Source organism: Streptomyces sp. NBC_01363, assembly GCF_026340595.1.
Lineage (GTDB): Bacteria > Actinomycetota > Actinomycetes > Streptomycetales > Streptomycetaceae > Streptomyces.
In genome coordinates this window covers 2,834,364-2,849,830 of the sequence record NZ_JAPEPF010000001.1, presented here as the reverse complement: position 1 = coordinate 2,849,830, position 15,467 = coordinate 2,834,364, and the positions used below count along the sequence as shown (strand labels likewise).

15 protein-coding genes and 2 pseudogenes are annotated in these 15,467 nt (G+C 70.9%); 10 read left to right on the top strand and 7 right to left on the bottom strand.

Translation table 11 applies throughout. From position 1 onward, the window contains the following. Positions 1-21 precede the first annotated feature (21 nt). The gene (locus OG611_RS13280; protein WP_266418902.1) at positions 22-1,188 is read left to right on the top strand and encodes an acyl-CoA dehydrogenase family protein; all 1,167 of its coding nucleotides are present in this window, start codon (positions 22-24) and stop codon (positions 1,186-1,188) included. Positions 1,189-1,221: 33 nt separating this feature from the next. Here OG611_RS13280 and OG611_RS13275 read toward each other — a convergent pair whose 3' ends face one another. From OG611_RS13275 to OG611_RS13265, 3 genes and pseudogenes are all read right to left on the bottom strand, one after another. Continuing rightward, complete coding sequence (locus OG611_RS13275; protein ID WP_266426315.1) at positions 1,222-1,476, bottom strand: GNAT family N-acetyltransferase; 255 nt, start codon at positions 1,474-1,476, stop codon at positions 1,222-1,224. A gap of 1 nt (position 1,477) precedes the next feature. After that, positions 1,478-1,609 (bottom strand): annotated as a pseudogene (locus tag OG611_RS40640) (GNAT family N-acetyltransferase); the annotation flags it as partial. A 91-nt stretch (positions 1,610-1,700) separates the two neighbouring features. Beyond that, on the bottom strand, positions 1,701-2,285 hold the full coding sequence (locus OG611_RS13265; protein ID WP_266418900.1) for a helix-turn-helix domain-containing protein: 585 nt from the start codon (positions 2,283-2,285) through the stop codon (positions 1,701-1,703). A 117-nt stretch (positions 2,286-2,402) separates the two neighbouring features. Between OG611_RS13265 and OG611_RS13260 the strand changes: the two genes are divergently transcribed. After that, a complete protein-coding gene (locus OG611_RS13260) occupies positions 2,403-3,239 on the top strand; it encodes an EamA family transporter (protein WP_266418898.1) in 837 nt (278 codons plus the stop codon). Positions 3,240-3,478: 239 nt separating this feature from the next. Here OG611_RS13260 and OG611_RS13255 read toward each other — a convergent pair whose 3' ends face one another. Together OG611_RS13255 and OG611_RS13250 are read right to left on the bottom strand one after the other, a co-directional pair. After that, positions 3,479-4,258: a hypothetical protein gene (locus OG611_RS13255; protein ID WP_266418896.1), complete on the bottom strand. Its 780-nt coding sequence runs from the start codon at positions 4,256-4,258 to the stop codon at positions 3,479-3,481. 152 nt (positions 4,259-4,410) lie between these two features. Next, a complete protein-coding gene (locus OG611_RS13250; RefSeq protein ID WP_266418894.1) occupies positions 4,411-5,853 on the bottom strand; it encodes an MFS transporter in 1,443 nt (480 codons plus the stop codon). 159 nt (positions 5,854-6,012) lie between these two features. Here OG611_RS13250 and OG611_RS13245 point away from each other — a divergent pair, with 159 nt between their 5' ends. The 5 genes and pseudogenes from OG611_RS13245 to OG611_RS40890 all read left to right on the top strand — a co-directional run. Further along, positions 6,013-6,468, top strand: coding sequence for a MarR family winged helix-turn-helix transcriptional regulator (locus tag OG611_RS13245; protein ID WP_266418892.1), 456 nt, complete (start codon positions 6,013-6,015; stop codon positions 6,466-6,468). A 107-nt stretch (positions 6,469-6,575) separates the two neighbouring features. Then, on the top strand, positions 6,576-7,217 hold the full coding sequence (locus OG611_RS13240) for a GNAT family N-acetyltransferase (protein WP_266418890.1): 642 nt from the start codon (positions 6,576-6,578) through the stop codon (positions 7,215-7,217). Continuing rightward, positions 7,214-7,411 carry a hypothetical protein gene (locus tag OG611_RS13235; RefSeq protein WP_266418889.1) on the top strand — a complete coding sequence of 66 codons (198 nt, stop codon included), beginning with the start codon at positions 7,214-7,216 and terminating at the stop codon, positions 7,409-7,411. Before OG611_RS13240 ends, OG611_RS13235 begins: the two co-directional genes overlap by 4 nt. Positions 7,412-7,675: 264 nt before the next feature. Next, positions 7,676-8,758, top strand: coding sequence for an IS110 family transposase (locus OG611_RS13230; RefSeq protein WP_266414248.1), 1,083 nt, complete (start codon positions 7,676-7,678; stop codon positions 8,756-8,758). A gap of 25 nt (positions 8,759-8,783) precedes the next feature. Next, positions 8,784-8,888, top strand: a pseudogene (locus OG611_RS40890) (SIP domain-containing protein); the annotation flags it as partial. 117 nt (positions 8,889-9,005) lie between these two features. Here OG611_RS40890 and OG611_RS13225 read toward each other — a convergent pair. Further along, the gene (locus tag OG611_RS13225) at positions 9,006-10,637 is read right to left on the bottom strand and encodes a beta-N-acetylhexosaminidase (RefSeq protein WP_266418887.1); all 1,632 of its coding nucleotides are present in this window, start codon (positions 10,635-10,637) and stop codon (positions 9,006-9,008) included. Positions 10,638-10,772: 135 nt separating this feature from the next. On the opposite strand from OG611_RS13225, the gene OG611_RS13220 reads away from it, so the two are divergent. The 3 genes from OG611_RS13220 to glmS all read left to right on the top strand — a co-directional run bounded on the left by OG611_RS13220 (position 10,773) and on the right by glmS (position 13,957). Continuing rightward, the gene (locus OG611_RS13220; RefSeq protein ID WP_266418885.1) at positions 10,773-11,675 is read left to right on the top strand and encodes a DUF4429 domain-containing protein; all 903 of its coding nucleotides are present in this window, start codon (positions 10,773-10,775) and stop codon (positions 11,673-11,675) included. A 133-nt stretch (positions 11,676-11,808) separates the two neighbouring features. After that, a complete protein-coding gene (locus tag OG611_RS13215) occupies positions 11,809-12,084 on the top strand; it encodes a hypothetical protein (protein WP_072489218.1) in 276 nt (91 codons plus the stop codon). Positions 12,085-12,127: 43 nt separating this feature from the next. Further along, positions 12,128-13,957, top strand: a complete 1,830-nt coding sequence (gene glmS, locus OG611_RS13210; RefSeq protein ID WP_266418882.1) for a glutamine--fructose-6-phosphate transaminase (isomerizing) — start codon at positions 12,128-12,130, stop codon at positions 13,955-13,957. Between the two features lie 344 nt (positions 13,958-14,301). Here glmS and OG611_RS13205 read toward each other — a convergent pair whose 3' ends face one another. After that, on the bottom strand, positions 14,302-14,823 hold the full coding sequence (locus OG611_RS13205; protein ID WP_189547056.1) for a universal stress protein: 522 nt from the start codon (positions 14,821-14,823) through the stop codon (positions 14,302-14,304). Positions 14,824-15,467 lie beyond the last annotated feature (644 nt).

Here is a 15,467-nt window from a genome sequence, read left to right as displayed (position 1 = left end):
CCACAAGGAGTGACCCCTGCCATGTCCCTGGACCACCGGCTGACCGCCGAACACGAGGAACTGCGGCGCACCGTCGAGGAGTTCGCGCACGACGTCGTCGCGCCGAAGATCGGCGACTTCTACGAACGGCACGAGTTCCCGTACGAGATCGTGCGGGAGATGGGGCGGATGGGCCTGTTCGGGCTTCCGTTCCCGGAGGAGTACGGCGGCATGGGCGGCGACTATCTCGCCCTCGGGATCGTCCTGGAGGAGCTGGCCCGGGTCGACTCGTCCGTGGCGATCACGCTGGAGGCCGGGGTCTCGCTCGGCGCGATGCCGGTCTACCGCTTCGGCACCGAGGAGCAGAAGCGGCAGTGGCTGCCGAGGCTCTGCTCGGGCGAGGCGCTCGGCGCCTTCGGCCTGACCGAGCCGGACGGCGGCTCGGACGCGGGCGGCACCCGGACGACGGCGGTGCGCGACGAGGCCACCGGCGAGTGGGTGATCAACGGCTCCAAGTGCTTCATCACCAACTCCGGTACGGACATCACGGAGCTGGTCACGGTGACGGCGGTGACCGGCCGCAAGGAGAACGGCGCCCCGCTCATCTCCTCGATCATCGTGCCGTCCGGCACTCCCGGCTTCACGGTCGCGGCCCCGTACTCCAAGGTCGGCTGGAACGCCTCGGACACCCGCGAGCTGTCCTTCTCCGACGTCCGCGTCCCGCTGGCGAACCTGCTGGGCGAGGAGGGCCGCGGCTACGCCCAGTTCCTGCGCATCCTGGACGAGGGCCGGATCGCCATCTCCGCCCTGTCCACGGGCCTGGCCCAGGGCTGCGTCGACGAGTCGGTGAAGTACGCCGCCGAGCGCCACGCCTTCGGCCGCCCGATCGGCGCCAACCAGGCCATCCAGTTCAAGATCGCGGACATGGAGATGCGCGCCCACATGGCCCGCGTCGGCTGGCGCGACGCCGCCTCGCGCATGGTGGCGGGCGAACCCTTCAAGAAGGAGGCCGCGATCGCGAAGCTGTACTCCTCGACGGTGGCGGTGGACAACGCCCGCGAGGCGACCCAGATCCACGGCGGCTACGGCTTCATGAACGAGTACCCGGTCGCCAGGATGTGGCGCGACTCCAAGATCCTGGAGATCGGCGAGGGCACGAGCGAGGTCCAGCGGATGCTGATCGCCCGCGAGTTGGGCCTCCCGGCCTGACGCGATGACGGCGTGGGGCGGGCGGACAGACGGTCAGCCCGCCCCGCCCGGCCACTCCTCGCGCACCGTCCCGAACAGCACGGTGTCGTACCGCCTGCCCGCCACCAGCACGGCACCCCGGCGCCGGCCCTCCTCGCGGAAGCCCGCCTTGACGAAGGCGCGGACGGCCCGCTCGTTGCCGCTCCAGGTGTCGAGCTCGATCCGGTGCAGCCCGAAGGCCCCGAACAGGTGCCACCAGCAGGCGCAGCGCGTCGGATCCGTGGCCGCGGCCCCAGCGGTCCCGCTCACCGATGGTGATGCCGACGGTGACCCGCCCGGCGAACGGGTCCAGATCGCGGTAGTCCACCATGCCGATGACCGTGCCGTCGGCCAGGTCCTCGACCGTGAGGACGGCCGACTCCCTCGGGACCAGCCGCAGCATCGTCTCGAAGGCGAGCCCGATGGCCTCCGCCGTGACCGGCCCGACGAACCGCTGGGTCCCGCGCTGAACACCGTTCGTCGCGCAGGCCGGCTCAGGCCGTGGCTGCGGGGCCGGCCGGCAGGTGGACGGTCATGATCAGGTCACAGGGCTCGGTGCCCGCGCCGCGGTAGGCGTGTGAGGTGTCGCCGTCGAACGTGGCGGTCTGTCCGGCCTCGAGGGCGTACTCGGTGCCGTCGACGACCAGGGTCATCCGGCCGGAGGTGACACTGACGGTCTCCACGACTCCGGCCTGGTGGGGATGGCTGGGGTACTCCTCGTCCGGTTGCAGCTGCCAGCGCCAGAACTCGACGGGGGCCGGGCCCGAGGTCGTCAGTACGAGCCGGGCCTCGCTGCCCCGCGCTCCGGTCCACAGTGGCGCCACGGCGTCGGCGGCAACGACCCGGACACGGCCTTCGGGCGACCCCTGCATCAGGGCGGACACCGAGATGCCGAGGGTGTCGGCCAGCCGGACCAGCGTGGCCAGGTTGGGGTTGCCCTGGGCCTTCTCCAGCCCCACCAGAGCACCCTTGCTGACCTGGGCGCGCCGGCCGAGTTCCTCCAGGGACAGGCCCGCGCGGGTGCGGGCCGCCCGGACATTGCGCGCGACCGTCCGCAGAGCTGCGGCTGTCTCGGCCACCTGATCACCATCCTTGCAAGTGGACCACTTCAATGCACCACGCGGTCGTTTGGTTGACACGACACGGTCGGTCCGTTGTACGGTGCGGTCGTTCCACTAAATAGTAAGGGATGTGCCGTGCTCGCTCTGCTGCTGGCTCTGTGCAGCTCACTCGCCTACGGGTGCGCCGACTTCCTCGGCGGTCTCGGTGCCCGCAAGGCACACGTACTGCGGACCGTGATGATCGCCGCCCCGGCCAGTCTCGCGGTCGAGCTGCTGCTGTGGCCGTTCCTCGGCGCCTCGTTCGGCGCCGGTGCCCTCGGCTGGGGTGCCGCGTCGGGGGTCGCCTCGGCCGCCGCGTTCGCCATGCTCTACCGGACCCTGGCGATCGGCCCGATGAACGTGCTGTCGCCGGTGACCGCGCTGGTGTCCGCCGCGCTGCCGGTCGGGGTGGGGCTGACGCAGGGCGAGCACCTGGGCGCCGCCGGTCTGGTGGGTCTGCCGCTCGCGCTGGCGGCGGTGGTGCTGGTCAGCGCCGGACACGGCGCCGGGACGGTGCGCCCCTCCCGTACCGCCCTGCTGCTGGCCCTCGGCGCGGGCGCCGCCATCGCCCTCCAGCTGGTCTTTCTGCACCAGGCGCCGTCCGACAGCGGTGTGGCCCCGCTGATCGTGGGCCGGGCGGTCTCCTCGGCCGTCACCCTGGTCGCGGCGGGGCTGATGCACCGCAAGCTGGGCTCCGAGCGGCCCGCGTACGCGATGTCGGCGGCCGCGGGCATGCTGGACTCCATGGCGAACCTGCTGTTCCTGCTCGCCGCCCGCAGCGGGGACCTCACCGTCGTCGCCGTGGTCACCGCCCTGTACCCGGCGGGCACGGTCCTGCTCGCCCGCGGCGTGCTCGCCGAACGCATCCATCGCGGCCAGCTCGTCGGCCTGGGCACCGCCGCCGTCGCCGTCGGCCTCCTCGCCCTGACCTGAGCGAGATCCCGGCGCCCGCCGACGAGACCGACCCCCGGATCGAGGCATGGCACACCGCCTACCACGCACGTCGCCTTCGTCCTCGAAACCCTCCACGCCGCCCGCGACGGCCATCTCCTCACGGCCGCGGCCCGGGAGTTGCAGGGCCTGCTCGCCCCGCACGCCGAACAGCGGTGCACTGCCTCGGCCCGGCACAGCCCCAGGCCGTCGTCCGAGTCCTCCTGGGCGCGGCCGGTACGTCAGTAGCGGTGGGGGCCGGGCCAGTGCGGGTCCTCCCAGCGGGCGGGGCCGGTGAGGCCGAGGAGCCGTATCCGGTGGAGCAGTTCGTCGGGTGCGCCGTGGGCGATGAGGCGGGGGCGGGCGTGGTCCAGCAGCCAGGCCGTCAGTTCGGCGCGCCTCTCGCCCTCGTCGTCCTCGTCGTCCCAGGCGGCCCAGGGGAGTTCGTCACTGAGGAGGTCGTACTCCCAGTGGGCGGCGGCCTCGGCGAGGTGCCGGGTGGCCGGGGTGCCGGTCTGCGTCTCCCAGTGGGCGAGCCACGGGCGGAGCGTGCCGGACGCCTTGGTGTTCAGGGCGAGGAGGTCATGGGCCGGGACGGCGGGGGCCGGGTCGGTGAGTGTGTGGGACCACCAGGCGTGGAGGAACTCCCGTACCGCTGCGGCCTGTTCGTCGGGCCACTGCTGCCAGTGGCCGCGGTCGAACGAGCGGCCGATCTCCTCCGGGCCGCAGAAGGGATCGGCGCGGCCCGCGACCAGGGACCGGGCGAACTGAGGGAGTATCCGGCGCAGCACCGACGGGTGGTCGCTCCAGTCGGGAGCCTGCCAGGTGCGTCGCAGGAGATCGTGGTCCAACTCGACGTCCGGGACCTTGAGTCGGGCGAGCTCCTCGGCGCTGCCCCAGTGGCACTCGCAGTTGTGCTCGTCGGGGTGGGCGGTCATTCCGCGGAAGGTGATCGCGAGGCCGTCCAGTGCGGCGTCGAGGCGACGGCGGGCGGAGTGCGGGACAGGGTGTGTCATCGGCATTCGCCTTCGGGGCTCCGGAGGCTGACGCCGTCCGAAGATCGCCACCTTACCGGGAGGGGCGGCGATACCGCCGCCCGGGCCGTGTTCCGCCCGTGCTGCGCAGGTACGGATACCGGGCGGCGTCACGCCCATCGCGAACCGCGAACCGTAGGTCAGGCCTTGACCGTGGCCTGTTCGGGCGCGGCGTCGGCGCCGGCCTCGACGCGGCGCGCCGCCGGGATGACGGCGGCGATCACCGCCGCGACCAGGGCGACGCCGCAGCCGACCAGGAGTCCGGTACGGAAGCCGTTCTCGGAGGTGAAGGTGTGGCCGCCCATGGTGACGGTCATCTGCGAGAGGACCACGCCGATCACCGCGGCGCCGATCGACGTGCCGAGGGAGCGCATGAGCGTGTTGAAGCCGTTGGCGGCGGCGGTCTCGGACAGCGGGACCGAGCCCATGATCAGTGCGGGCATCGCCCCGTACGCCAGGCCGACGCCGCTGCTGGTCACCATGCCGACCACCATCAGGCCCCACGCGGAGCCCATGAGCACCAGCGCCAGGCCGTAGCCGACCGCGATGACCAGGATGCCGCAGACCAGGGTGAACTTCGGGCCCCGGGCGTCGATGAGCTTTCCGCCTAGCGGGGAGACGATCATCATCATGATGCCGCCGGGCGCCAGCCACAGGCCCGCCGCGAGCATCGACTGGCCCAGGCCGTATCCGGTGGCGGAGGGGAACTGCAGGAGCTGCGGCGCGATCAGCATGCTGGCGTACATGCCGAAGCCGACGAAGACGGAGGCGAGGTTGGTCATCAGCACCCGGGGACGCGCGGTGGTGCGCAGGTCGACCAACGGGTCCCGGGTACGCAGCTCCCACACTCCCCAGGCGACCAACACCACGACGGCGGCGGCGAACAGGCCGAGCGTGGTCGCCGAGCCCCAGCCCCAGTCGGCACCCTTGGAGACGGCGAGCAGCAGGCAGACCAGGCCCGCCCCGAGACCGAGCGCACCGAGCACGTCGAACCGCTGGCCCTTGGCCCCGGCAGGCACGTCGGGGATCAGGAACCAGATCAGCACCGCGACCACGGTGGCCAGGCCGGCCGAACCCCAGAACAGCACCCGCCAGTTCGTGTACTGGGCGACGGCCGCGGCAATCGGCAGGCCGAGCGCGCCGCCGATGCCCATGGAGGCGCTGACCAGCGCGATGGAGGAGCTGAGCTTCTCCGCCGGGACCACGTCACGCAGCAGGGCTATACCGAGCGGCAGCACGCCCATGCCCATGCCCTGCAGGCCGCGGCCGACGATCATGGGGACGACGGACGAGGAGAGCGCGCACACCACCGAGCCGACGATCAGCGGCACGGAGCACACGAGAAGCATCCGGCGCTTGCCGACCATGTCGCCCAGACGTCCGGAGACGGGCACGCAGACGGCGGACACCAACAGGGTGACGGTGATCACCCATGCCGCGTTCGAGGGGGTGGTGCTCAGGATCTGCGGCAGCTCCGCGATGAGCGGGGTGACCAGGGTCTGCATGATCGCCGCCGTGACACCGGCGATGGCCAGCGTGGCGACGACGCCGCCGGGGCGAGTTGATGGCTGGGGGGCACCCATCCGGGACTCCTCGGGTGTGTGTCGGAAGAAGATTATGCATCGTACACACTTCATGTATCGAGCACGTTATATGTACGCTGCATGGGCCTGTGGGAGAATGGAAGCCGACATTCGGAAACACGCCGGGACGCCCGGACGACAGCAGGAGGCGGCAGGCGCATGACCAGGCCCACCCACGAGGTCGAGTACGAGCAGATGCTCCTCAGCCGCCACGGCCTCCTGCAGAACAAGGGCGGCCGGCGCAAGGACGGCCTGATGGACCACAGCGCCTACATCCTGCTCAGCCGCGTCCGTATCCAGGGGCCGATGTCGATCGGCGAGCTCAGCGACGCCTTCGGGCTCGACGCCTCCACCCTCAACCGGCAGACCGCGGCGGCCATGCGCGCCGGACTCGTGGAACGCATCCCGGACCCCGAGGGCGGCATGGCCCGCAAGTTCCGGATCACCGACGAGGGCGCCCGCATGCTCGACGCGGAACGCGAGGGCCTCGTCAGCTCCCTGGAGCGGGTCATGGCCAACTGGTCGGACGAGGACATCTCCGGCTTCGCCGCCTACCTGAGGCGCTTCAACACCGACATCGAGCGCCTGGGCGGCCGCCCCTGGCCGCGCCCCTGACCGTTCGCGACACCCGGTCCGCGCGACGGCGGCGCTCCGGGGTCCGCGGTGCGGCCGAGCGGGCAATCCGTTCGACAGGGCGCCGTGCCGCGCGGCAGAGTCCGTCCATGAAGCCGCAGCACTGGCCCCTGTACGGGCTCCGCCTCCGCACGCCCCGCCTGGAACTACGCCTCCCGGACCTGGAGTTGCTGGACGACCTCGCGTCGGTCGCCGCCGACGGGGTGCACGCGCCGGGCGAGATGCCGTTCACCGTCCCCTGGACCGCCGTACCGCCCGAGGAGCGCGGAAAGGTGGTGTTCCAGCACGTGCTGTCCACCGTCGCCAACTGGTCGGTACGGGACTGGGCGTTGAGCCTCGCCGTGCTGTGCGAGGGCAAGGTGGTCGGGCGGCAGGACGTGATGGCGAGGGACTTCGCCGTGACCGGCGAGGTCAGCACCGGGTCGTGGCTGGGCCTCGCCCACCAGGGCCGGGGCATCGGCACCGAGATGCGGGCCGCCGCCCTGCATCTCGCCTTCGCCGGTCTCGGGGCCCGGACCGCGGTGTCGGCCGCGATGACCGACAACCCGCGTTCGCTGGGCGTCTCGCACCGGCTCGGCTATCTGCCGGACGGCCTCACGGTCGCCGCCGTGCGGGGAGCGCCCGTCACCCTGCAACGGCTGCGGATGGACCGGGCACGCTGGGAGGAGTGCCGGAGCATCAAGGTCACCGTCGAGGGACTCGACGGCTGCCGGGCGGAGTTCGGGGCATGACGCTGCTGGTGCACACCTTCGTCTACGACGAGTCGGAGAAGCTGCGGCTGCTCGACGACCCCGAGGACGGCAGCGACATGGCCGGGTTCGAGAGCAGCCGGACCAAGCTCTGGGGCTCGGAGTGCGCCAGGAGGCTCGGGGCCCGGTTCTTCCCGGAGGCCAGCGGCCCTCTTGCAGGACCGCGAAAAACATAACTGTGAGAGTTCTTCTGCGGCCCGGGATGGGTTGCTGCCAGGCTCGACGCTTGTGATCCGGCATGACTCGAAACATAACTGGCGCCCCAGCGGCTGCCGTTCCCCCGAGATGTCTGCCGGACGCGGGCGTCGGCCTGGCCCACCCGTTGGCTTGATCAGCAGCTTGTCCGCCTTGCGGCGTGACTCATCACAGTTCCGCCACGCGGTGACTCCACCCAGGCCGACGCCACCTCCAGCCGTCCGCCCAGTAAGGAGAACAACCGCGTGGCCATCCTCGCAGAAGAAGTCGACGGGGTCATCGGCGTCGACACCCACCGCGACACCCTTGCGGCAGCAGCCGTCAGTCCCATCGGCGCCGTGCTGGCCAGCACCGATTCACCCGCCAACGCCCGCGGCTACCGCCGTCTCCTGGACTTCGCCCGCGAGCACGTCCCCGGGCGGCGCTGCTGGGCTCTGGAGGGTATCGGCAGCTACGGCGCCGGCCTCGCAGTCTTTCTCGACCAAGCAGGCGAGCGCGTCGTCGAGGTCTGCCGGCCCAAGCGGTTGCCCAATCGGGGCGGGCGCAAGACGGACATGCTCGACGCCATCCGGGCCGCGAAGGAAGCGCTGGCCACCGAGCATCTGATCCAACCCCGGCTTCGCGGCGAACGCGAGGCCCTGCGGGTCCTCCTTGCCACCCGTCATGGCGCTGTCCTCGCCTCCACGGCCGCGATCAACCAGCTCAAGGCCCTGATCGTCTCCGCGCCGGATGGGCTCCGAGCCGAGCTACGGAAACTCAAGCGTCCGGCCCAGATCGCCTACTGTGCTCAGCTTCGGGACCGTCCGGCACAGAGCCTTGAGCACCGGATGACGGCGCGGGCCCTGCGATCCACTGCCCAGCGCATCCAAGCCCTACAGGCCGAGGCCAAGGATCTCGAGAAGGACATCCACGCCCTGGTCGCAGACATGGCTCCGGAACTCCTCGACCTGCTCGGCGTCGGTCCGATCACTGCGGCTCAGATCCTGGTCAGTTGGTCCCACCAGGGACGATTTCGTTCCGAAGCGGCCTTCGCCTCCTTCGCCGGCGTCTCACCTATTCCCGCATCGTCCGGACTCACGAACAGGCACCGGCTCAACCGCAGCGGAGACCGGCAGCTCAACCGGGCCCTGCACACCATCACCTTGATCCGCATGCGGCTCGACCCCGCCACGAAGGCGTACGTCGCCCGGAGGATCACTGAGGGAAAGACTGCCCGCGACGCGCAGCGATGCCTCAAGCGCGTCATCTGCCGCCAACTCTTCAAGACCCTCGAACGGATCGACCGCCCCGCACTCAGGAGCATCGTGGATCTTGTTCAAGCGGCTTGACACGACATAGCAGCCTCGGGGGACGCCGTACGTCTGGATCGCGGGCGAGTCCTCGCAGGTCCGGGCGGTGCGCCGGCACCTGGTGCGTGAGCGCGGGTTCGACCGCGGACGCGTGACGTTCGTCGGGTACTGGCGCCGCGGGATGAGCGAGGAGCAGCTGAGGCGGCGGCCGGGACGAGTAGAGCGCGGGCACCGGTACCGTCCGGCGGCCGGGAAGGTACCCGGTCGCCGGACGGTCCCGGTCACCTCACTCGGCGGCCCAGGGGACCTGCGGCGCCCGGTAGTAGTCGACGCCGAGCGCCGAGAGCCTCGGCCCCTGCGCCCCCAGCCGCACCTTGTACGCGTCCCAGTCGTGCGTGGCCGCGGGCGACCAGCCGAGCTCCGCGACCCCGGGCAGCCGGGGGAACGCCATCTGCTCGATCTCGTCGCTGTTGGTCAGGGTCTCCGACCAGAGCGGCGCCTCGACCCCGAGGACCGAGCCCTCCGGTGCGCCGGCCAGGTAGGTCGCCGGGTTCCAGTCGTACGAGCGCTGGACCGATACGTAGCCGGCCCAGGCCAGGCCCAGCTCGGTGTCCTTGTCGTACTTCATGTCGAGGTAGCTCCGGTCGGCCGGGGACAGCACCAGCTTCGTGCCGTTCGCGGCGGCGTCCGCGACCTGCTTGCGCTCGGCGTCGCCCGTCCGGTCGTAGCCCCAGTACTGGGCGACCGCGCCCTTCACCGGCGTGCCCCCGGTCAGCTGGTGCCAGCCCACCACGGTCTTGCCGTACTTGCCGACGACGGCCTGCGCCTTGTCCATGAACGCCACATAGTCCTCGTGGCTGGTGGAGTGCGCCTCGTCGCCGCCGATGTGGAGGTACTTGCCGGGCGTGAGCGCGGCGAGCTCACGGACCACGTCGTCCACGAAGTCGTACGTGACGGCCTTCGGGACGCAGAGCGAACTGAAGCCGACACTGGTGCCGGTGTACAGCGGCGGCGCGACCCCGTTGCAGTTCAGCTCCGCGTACGAGGCGAGTGCCGCGTTGGTGTGGCCGGGCAGGTCGATCTCCGGCACGACCTCCAGATAGCGGGAGGAGGCGTACCGGACGATCTCCTTGTAGTCGCTCTTCGTGTAGTAGCCGCCGGGGCCGCCGCCGACCTCCGTCTGCCCGCCGTATGTGGCGAGCCGCGGCCAGGAGTCGATGGCGATCCGCCAGCCCTGGTCGTCGGAGAGATGCAGATGGAGCTTGTTCATCTTGTAGAGGGCGAGCTGGTCGATGTAGCGCTTGACCTCGGCGACGGTGAAGAAGTGCCGGGAGACGTCGAGCATCGCGCTGCGGTACGCGTAGCGCGGCGCGTCCGTGACCGTGCCGCCCGCGACCGTCCACGGGCCCTTCTGGGGGCTCTTCTTCTCCACGTCGGCCGGGAGCAGTTGGCGGAGCGTCTGGACGCCGTGGAAGAGCCCCGCGGGGCCGCGTGCGGTGATGGTGACGGAGCCGCGGCTCGACTTCAGGCTGTAACCCTCGGCGCCCGGTGCGCCGTTGTGGGAGTCGAGACGCAGCCGGATGCCGTTGCCGGCGTCGCCGGTGACCGGCAGCGGGTATCCGGTGGACGGGCGCAGCACACCCGCCAGGTAGTCGCCGACCCGTCGGGCCTCGCCGGATCCGTCGACGCGGATCCTGGTGTCCGCCGTGATGGTGTACGGGGAGCCGCCGGTCTTCGCCTCGGCGGGGGCGGGCACGATCTGGCCGAGCGGACGGGGCGAGGCGGTGGCGGCCGGGCCGCTGTTCGCCGCCGGTCTTTCCGTTGTGGCGCCGACAGTGGAGATCCCGGCCGCCGTGACGAGCAGCAGCGAGCCGAGAAGGCGGGGAAGGGCGGTGCGCTGTGTCCTGTGCAGTCTCACAAGCCGGGTCCCTTTCGACGGGTTCACACCTGTGGGTCTCCTGAGCAACCGAACCATCACCATGCGTATCGCGCACCTCACGTATGGTCAAGGTGTAGACCACTTCCCCGTCGCACGGCTGAGAGAATCTGCCGCATGGCGGAAATAACCCAACACGACGGAACGTGGACCTTCGACGGCGAAACGGTGCGGATCGTGCCGGGCCGAGGCAAGGGCACCCATCCGCTCCGGCAGGAGCTGGGCGAATGCGTCGTCCCGCTGCGGGCGTTGGCGGGCATCTCCTTCGAGCCGGACCGCAAGGGCGGCCGGCTGCGACTGCGGCTGCGCGACGGCGCGTGCCCGGTGCTGCGCGCGGCCGACGGCAGGCTCAAGGACGCCGCGGACCCCTACCAACTGACCGTGGAGAAGGACCGGAGCGGGCTGGCGGAGTACTTCGTCGACGAGGTGCGCAGCGCCCTGCTGGTCGAGCGGGTGCCCACCGGCGCGGTGGACGGCTTCCTGCTGCCGGGGCCCGCGGTGCCGGTCGCCGGTGGCGGCGGGGACGGCACGGCCTCGTTCGACGGGGAGACCGTCCGCCTCACCTGGAACTGGAAGGCCAACGGGGTCAAGACCTCGGGCGGCCCGGTCGCGTTCCCGGTCTCGGAGGTGACCGGCGTGCACTGGGTGCCCGCCATCGGCCTGGAGAACGGGCATCTGCGCTTCGTGCGGCGCGAGGGCCCGGCGTCGGCCCCGGCGGCCGAGGACGACCCGTACTCGCTGGATCTGTGGGGGCTGTCCAAGAAGGAGTACACGGCGGTCCTGGTCGCGGCGGCGGTCCTGGTACGGCTGCCCGATGCGGCGGGGGCGGGTCCGGCCCCCGGAGGCGCCGCGCCCGCGGAGATCACGGCCCCGGCCGCACCCGCCCCGGCCGTCTCGTCCGGCGACGATCACGACGCACTGCTGCGCCGGCTGCGCGAGCTCGGTGAGCTGCACCGGTCCGGGGTGCTCACCGACGACGAGTTCAGCGCCGCCAAACAGGCCGTACTCAAGCGCCTGTAGGCGGCCCGGAGCTGTCGCGAGCGTGGGCCCGGAACGCCGTTCCGGGCCCACGCGAGAGCGTAATCACACCCAACCCTGCCCGATATCGGGCAGAATTGTTGCGTAAGCGCCCCACCCATCGCAATATCAACGAGTGCTCGAACGCCGCCCGTCGCATGACGACCTCATCGACCACCTGGTGCGCAGCACCGCGCTCCAGCGCGGTGAGGCCGCCCGGGTGATCCTCGACGTGCTGGCGTACTTCGACGAGACGACCGACGACTTCGTCCGCCGCCGCCACCGCGAACTGCAGTCCGGCGGCCTGGTCAACGCGGAGATCTTCGAGCGGATCGCGGCCGAGCTGCCGCACCGCGCGGTCGCACCGCCGGAGCTCTCGCTCCGCCAGCTGCGCCGCATCGTCTACGGCTGAACAACGGGCACCACAGGTACGTCGATGGAGGGGCAGAGACTTTATGTGCGGAATCGTCGGATATATCGGGAAGCGTGATGTGGCTCCGCTGCTGCTGGAAGGGCTGCAGCGGCTGGAGTACCGGGGTTACGACTCCGCGGGCATCGTGATCACCGGCAAGGCGTCGGCCGGCAAGCCCGCCGCCCTGCGGATGGTCAAGGCGAAGGGGCGGGTCCGCGAGCTGGAGGCCCGCGTTCCCAAGCGCTTCACCGGCACCACCGGTATCGCCCACACCCGCTGGGCCACCCACGGCGCCCCGAGCGACGAGAACGCGCACCCGCACCTGGACGCCGAGAACAAGGTCGCCGTAGTCCACAACGGCATCATCGACAACGCCTCCGAGCTCCGTGCGAAGCTCGTCGCCGACGGCGTCGTCTTCCTGTCCGAGACCGACACCGAGGTGCTGGTCCACCTGATCGCCCGCGCCCAGGCGGACACCCTGGAGGAGAAGGTCCGCGAGGCGCTGCGCTCGGTCGAGGGCACGTACGGCATCGCCGTCATGCACGCCGACTTCAACGATCGCATCGTGGTCGCCCGCAACGGCTCCCCGGTCGTGCTCGGCATCGGCGAGAAGGAGATGTTCGTCGCCTCGGACGTCGCCGCGCTGGTCGCCCACACCCGCCAGGTCGTCACCCTGGACGACGGCGAGATGGCCACCCTCAAGGCCGACGACTTCCGTACGTACACCACGGAGGGCTCGTCCACGACGGCCACGCCGACCACCGTGGAGTGGGAGGCCGAGTCGTACGACATGGGCGGCCACGACACGTACATGCACAAGGAGATCTCCGAGCAGGCCGACGCCGTCGACCGGGTGCTGCGCGGCCGGATCGACGACCGCTTCGCCACCGTGCACCTGGGCGGCCTCAACCTGGACGCCCGGGAGGCGCGCGGGGTCCGCCGGATCAAGATCCTCGGCTGCGGCACCTCGTACCACGCGGGCCAGATCGGCGCCCAGCTGATCGAGGAGCTGGCCCGCATCCCCGCGGACGCCGAGCCCGCCTCCGAGTTCCGCTACCGCAACCCGGTCGTCGACCCGGACACGCTGTACGTCGCGGTCTCCCAGTCCGGCGAGACGTACGACGTGCTGGCCGCCGTCCAGGAGCTCAAGCGCAAGGGCGCCCGGGTGCTCGGTGTCGTCAACGTGGTGGGTTCGGCGATCGCCCGGGAGGCGGACGGCGGTACGTACGTCCACGCCGGTCCCGAGGTGTGCGTCGTCTCCACCAAGTGCTTCACCAACACGGTCGTCGCGTTCGCGCTGCTCGCACTGCACCTGGGCCGGATCCGGGACCTGTCGGTCGCCGACGGCAAGCGGATCATCGAGGGGCTGCGCAGGCTGCCCGCCCAGATCAGCGAGATCCTGGCGAACGAGGACGAGATCAAGAAGATGGCGGCCGAGTACGCGGACGCCAAGTCGATGATGTTCATCGGCCGGGTGCGCGGCTACCCCGTCGCCCGAGAGGCCTCGCTGAAGCTCAAGGAGGTCTCGTACATCCACGCCGAGGCGTACCCGGCCTCCGAGCTGAAGCACGGGCCGCTGGCGCTGATCGAGCCCGCGATGCCGACGGTGGCGATCGTGCCGGACGACGACCTGCTGGAGAAGAACCGCGCCGCGATGGAGGAGATCAAGGCCCGCAGCGGCCGCATCCTCGCCGTCGCCCACCAGGTGCAGGAGAAGGCCGACCACACCATCGTCGTGCCGAAGAACGAGAACGAGCTGGACCCGATCCTGATGGGCATCCCGCTCCAGCTCTTCGCGTACCACACGGCGCTGGCCATGGGCCGCGACATCGACAAGCCGCGCAACCTGGCGAAGTCCGTCACCGTCGAATAGGCCCGCGCACACAACAGCTCACGCGCGCGCCCGGCGCGCAGAACGGCCCCGTACCCACCGCGAGCGCGGGTACGGGGCCGTTCCGGCGCCAACCTCCACGGCGCCGGGGTGACCGATACCGAACGCCAACGGGGCGATTCCCGGGGCGAGATGACCGAAGGTGGAGGCGCCGGGCGCTTCCTGCGGGGACACCGTTGTCCGCGACAGGCCGCTCCGCGAGCGCGCCATCCGCCTCCGCCCGACATGAATTGCCGGTTTACGCAGACGAGTTGACGCCATGTCGAACGAGGGGCCGATCGACGGATCACAGGAGTGACGGAAGTGGTCGCCGGGGCGTCGGGCGCTCAGGGGATGACGACGACCGGGCGCTGCGCACGCCGCGCAAGGCGTCCCGCCACCGAGCCGAAGATGCGGCCGACGATGCCGTGCGTGGAGCCGACGACGATGGCGTCGGCCGAGTACTCCCGGCCGACCTCCTCCAGCTCGTGACAGATGTCCCCGCCCCGCTCGACGAGGACCCAGGGAACCTCGGAGAGGTAGTCCGCGCAGGCGAGCTCCAGACCGAGCACCTCGGTGCGGTGATCGGGCACGTCCACGAAGACGGGCGGCTCGCAACCTGCCCAGACCGTGGTCGGCAGCCGGTTGGCGACATGGACGATGATCAGGCCGGAACCTGATCTTCGGGCCATCCCGATGGCATAGGCGAGGGCGCGTTCACTGGAGGTCGAGCCGTCGAAGCCGACGACGACCCCATGACGGAACGCGGGATCGCAGGAGTGACGTGTTTCTTCGACCGTCTGCGGGTCCGACATGGGGTCGGCTACCTGCTTGCGGTCGGCGGGTTCGGGGATTTCGTGACCGGCCATCGGTGTCTCGGCGAAGAGAGTCCTCGTGAGGAGAGCGACTTGGGGAAGGTGGGTCAGCGGGCGGTGTTGCGGTGTCCGGGAATCATCTTCCCAACCCCTTACCCCCAAGGGTACGGCGCCACTCCTCCACTGCCCAGACCCGCGCAAAGCGCGCGCGACGTTTCACGGAGCATGCCCGAGGCGGACCCGTATGGCAATGCCGCTTGTGCTGTACACCGACGCCGCCGGGCCGGGACGGCTGCCCTCGGTGACCGGACGGATCCGGATCCGTCATGCCCCGGACCCGAGCGCGGCCCCCGCGCCCCCGGGCGACCCCGGAACGGATCACCGCCCCGCTGCCGACCGCCGGGGCCGGCGCCCCGCCCCGGGCGTCCCACCGCACCCGCTCCGGCCCGTCCGCCCCGCTCCCGGCGATCGGCCGGGCCGGGAACCGACACCGGCCCGGCGGGCGGAATCCGGTCGCTGCCGGTTGCCGCCGCCCGATTCCGTACGATCAGCCGTCCGACCTGCCCAGGGGGCGCAAAGAAGCGGTTGATCACCCGGGTTGTGCGCCGGTGCAATGACTGAATCACGTATGCACAACCGTCTATTTTCAGCCAACTTCACACCCGTGCCCATTCCTTGCCGAATTGGCCGATCAACCC